This is a genomic window from Alcanivorax sp., assembly GCF_014762765.1.
GTDB lineage: Bacteria > Pseudomonadota > Gammaproteobacteria > Pseudomonadales > Alcanivoracaceae > Alcanivorax.
The window spans coordinates 1-3,214 of sequence record NZ_JABURH010000018.1; the positions used below are offsets into that span (position 1 = coordinate 1).

At 61.5% G+C, this 3,214-nt stretch carries 2 protein-coding genes; one reads left to right on the plus strand and one right to left on the minus strand.

What is annotated here, in order from left to right; genetic code table 11:
* The first annotated feature begins 223 nt into the window (after positions 1-223).
* Positions 224-1,396 (plus strand): CmpA/NrtA family ABC transporter substrate-binding protein, encoded by a 1,173-nt coding sequence (locus tag HUJ17_RS00720; protein WP_103917988.1) that lies wholly within the window; start codon positions 224-226, stop codon positions 1,394-1,396.
* Between the two features lie 204 nt (positions 1,397-1,600).
* On the opposite strand, the gene metE is transcribed toward HUJ17_RS00720, so the two are convergent.
* The coding region (gene metE, locus HUJ17_RS00725) for a 5-methyltetrahydropteroyltriglutamate--homocysteine S-methyltransferase (protein WP_290508906.1) at positions 1,601-3,214 on the minus strand (1,614 nt) is incomplete at its 5' end.

Genomic DNA, 3,214 nt, shown 5'->3' on the forward strand with positions numbered 1-3,214 from the left:
GGCGCAATTTTGACGGTGTGTGTCCACCCATCGAGAAATTGCAACAACGAGTACGGGCCAGCCTGGAAGACCCGAAGGGCGCGGCCTGAAGCGCACATCTGCTGCGCCTTGCCTCTAGGAAAGGGAACCACCCTGCCCGTCGAGACAAGACACAACAGCTGCACGCTTCAGGCCACGCTGAGTACGCAATGGGTTTTTCAGCAGCCTGCTAGGAGCCAACCCCATGAAAATCCGTATCGGCTATATGCCGTTGACCGACAGCCTGCCGCTGGTGGTAGCCCAGGAAGCGGGTTACTTCGCCGCCGAAGGGCTGGATGTGGAGCTGCAGCCGGAGTGGAGCTGGGCCAGCCTGCGTGATCGTTTGCTGGTGGGCCAGCTGGATGCGGCCCCCATGCTGGCGCCCATGATGATGGCCACGTCGCTGGGGCTGGGGTGCATCAAGAAGCCGTTGGCCACGGCCTTCTCCATGGGGCTGAACGGCAATGGTATTACCGTGTCACCCATGTTGTTCCAGGGGCTGTGTGCCTTGTCTGAAGGACCCACGCCCAACGACATGGCCAGCGCCATGAACAAGCTAGTAGCGGCTCGTGCCAGTAGTGGTGAGGCGCCACTGGTGCTGGCGGTAGTGTTCCCGTTTTCCTGCCATGCCTATCAATTGCGTCACTGGCTGAGCGTGGCCGGGCTGGACCCGGATCACGACGTGAAGCTGGTGGTGCTGCCGCCGTCGCAAATGGTGGATCACCTGCGCATGGGACATATCGACGGCTTCTGTGTGGGTGAACCCTGGAATAGCCTGGCGGCTCTTACCGGTGCCGGGCACTGCATTCTTTCCGGTTACCAGATCTGGGAAAACGCACCGGAAAAAGTGCTGGCGGTGTCCCGTGACTGGGTGGCCCGTAATCCCGGGCCTCATCGCGCTATGTTGCGGGCACTCTATAAGGCAGCTCGCCACGCCGACGAGCATCTCCTGGAGAGCCTGTCGCTACTGGCGCATCCGGCCTGGCTGGATGTACCGGCGGAAATCATTCGCGCACCGTTCAGCCAGCGCCTGCCCGGCGGCTTGACCGGGCAACCGTTTCCGGCCCATCACTTCCATGTATTCGCGGGGTTCCACGCCAATTTTCCCTGGCGTTCCGATGCCCGTTTCCTGTTGGAGGAAATGCAGCGCTGGCGCCAATGCAGCCTGGAAGAAACCCAGACCTTTGCTGCCCAGTGCTATCGCACCGACCTGTTTCGCGATGCCCTGGCAGATCTCACCAGCCTGCCGCTGATGGACAGCAAACCGGACGAGCGCCACGCAGGCCACTGGCAATTACCCGGCGAACCCAAGCCGGTGGAGCTGGGTCCGGATCGGTTGTTGAAGGTGATTGAAGCGGAAGAGGAGGGTCAGAGTTGATCCTCGCCCCTTGGCAGGCGTCTGCAGGAGCGTCGCTCGCGGCGCGATAACCCAAACCAGGATCAAAAGCATTTTCACCACAGAGGGCACGGAGTACACAGAGAAAAAATTGTTTTTCCCTCAGTGATCTCTGTGTCCTCTGTGGTAAATCCGTCTTTTCAGGTTTTGGCTTATCGCGCCGCGAGCGACGCTCCTACGGGACGTTTAACCCGCCTCGCGCAGCTGCTTTGCGGCATCCACCATGTTGGCCAACGCGCCTTGGGTTTCTTCCCATTTGCGGGTTTTCAGGCCGCAGTCCGGGTTTACCCACAGCCGTTCCTTCGGCAGTCGCTCCGCGGCTTTTTCCATCAGTTGTACCATCCAGCCCACGTCCGGTTCATTGGGGGAGTGGATGTCGTACACGCCCGGACCAATGTCGTTGGGGTACTGGAAATCCCGGAAGGCATCCAGTAATTCCATGTTGGAGCGGGACGTTTCGATGGTGATCACGTCCGCATCCAGAGCGGCGATGGCCTCGATGATGTCGTTGAACTCCGAGTAGCACATGTGGGTGTGGATCTGGGTATCGTCGGCCACGCCCACGGTGGCCAGGCGGAAGCAGTCCACGGCCCAGTCAAGGTACTGGCCCCAGTCTGCCTTGCGCAGTGGCAGGCCTTCGCGCAGGGCGGGTTCGTCGATCTGGATCACCTTGATGCCGGCGGCTTCCAGGTCCTGCACTTCATCGCGCAGGGCCAGGGCGATCTGGCGACAGGTATCGGCGCGGGGTTGGTCATCGCGCACGAAGGACCACTGCAGGATGGTCACCGGCCCGGTGAGCATGCCTTTGACGGGTTTGTCGGTGAGCGACTGGGCGTATTGCGCCCACGCCACGGTCATCGCCTCGGGGCGCTGCACGTCACCGAAGATGATCGGCGGTTTTACGCAGCGGGAGCCATAGCTCTGCACCCAGCCGAAGCGAGTGAAGACAAAGCCGTCCAGCAGTTCACCGAAGTATTCCACCATGTCGTTACGCTCGGCTTCGCCGTGCACCAGCACATCCAGTTCCACCTCTTCCTGATAGCGGATGCAGCGGGCAATTTCCTGCTTCATCTGCTCGGTGTAGGAGGCGTCGTCCAGGCGACCGGTTTTCCAGTCGCGGCGGGCGGTACGGATTTCCCGGGTCTGCGGGAAGGAGCCGATGGTGGTGGTGGGGAAGGCCGGCAATTGCAGCGCTTGCTGTTGTTTGGCAATGCGCTCGGCAAAGGGGCTGTTGCGGTCGCGGGAGACGTTGCCGGCGTCAGCCAACCGCTTGCCCACTACCTGGTTATGGATACGATTGGACAGACCGCGGGCTTGCAGGGCGTCGCGTTGGGATTGCAGACCCGCATTGACGCTGCTGTCGCCGTCCAGGGCGCCGCCCAGTAGCGCCAGTTCCTGCAGTTTTTGTTTGGCAAAGCTGAGCCAGCTTTTCAGCTCGCTATCCAGCTTGTCTTCCTGATCCAGATCCACCGGGCTGTGCAGCAGGGAACAGGAGGGCGCCAGCCACAGGCGATCGCCCAGTTCGTTGCGCAGGGAGATCAGCGCATCTAGGGCGGCATCCAGATCGGTGCGCCAGATATTGCGGCCATTGATGTAGCCCAGCGACAGCACCTTGTCGCCCAGCCGCGGCACCACCTGACCAAGATCATCGTTGCCGCGTACCCGGTCCAGGTGCAGGCCATCCACGGGCAGTTCCAGAGCCGTGAACAGATTGTTTTCCAGGCCGCCGAAGTAGGTGGCCAGCAGCAGCTTGCAATCACTGGCGGCGGCGAGCTGGTCATAGACACGCAGGTAGCTGCG

Coding starts and splice junctions, on each gene's coding strand:
- HUJ17_RS00720 (WP_103917988.1), top strand. CDS start 224: ATGAAAATCCGTATCGGCTATATGCCGTTGACCGACAGCCTGCCGCTG.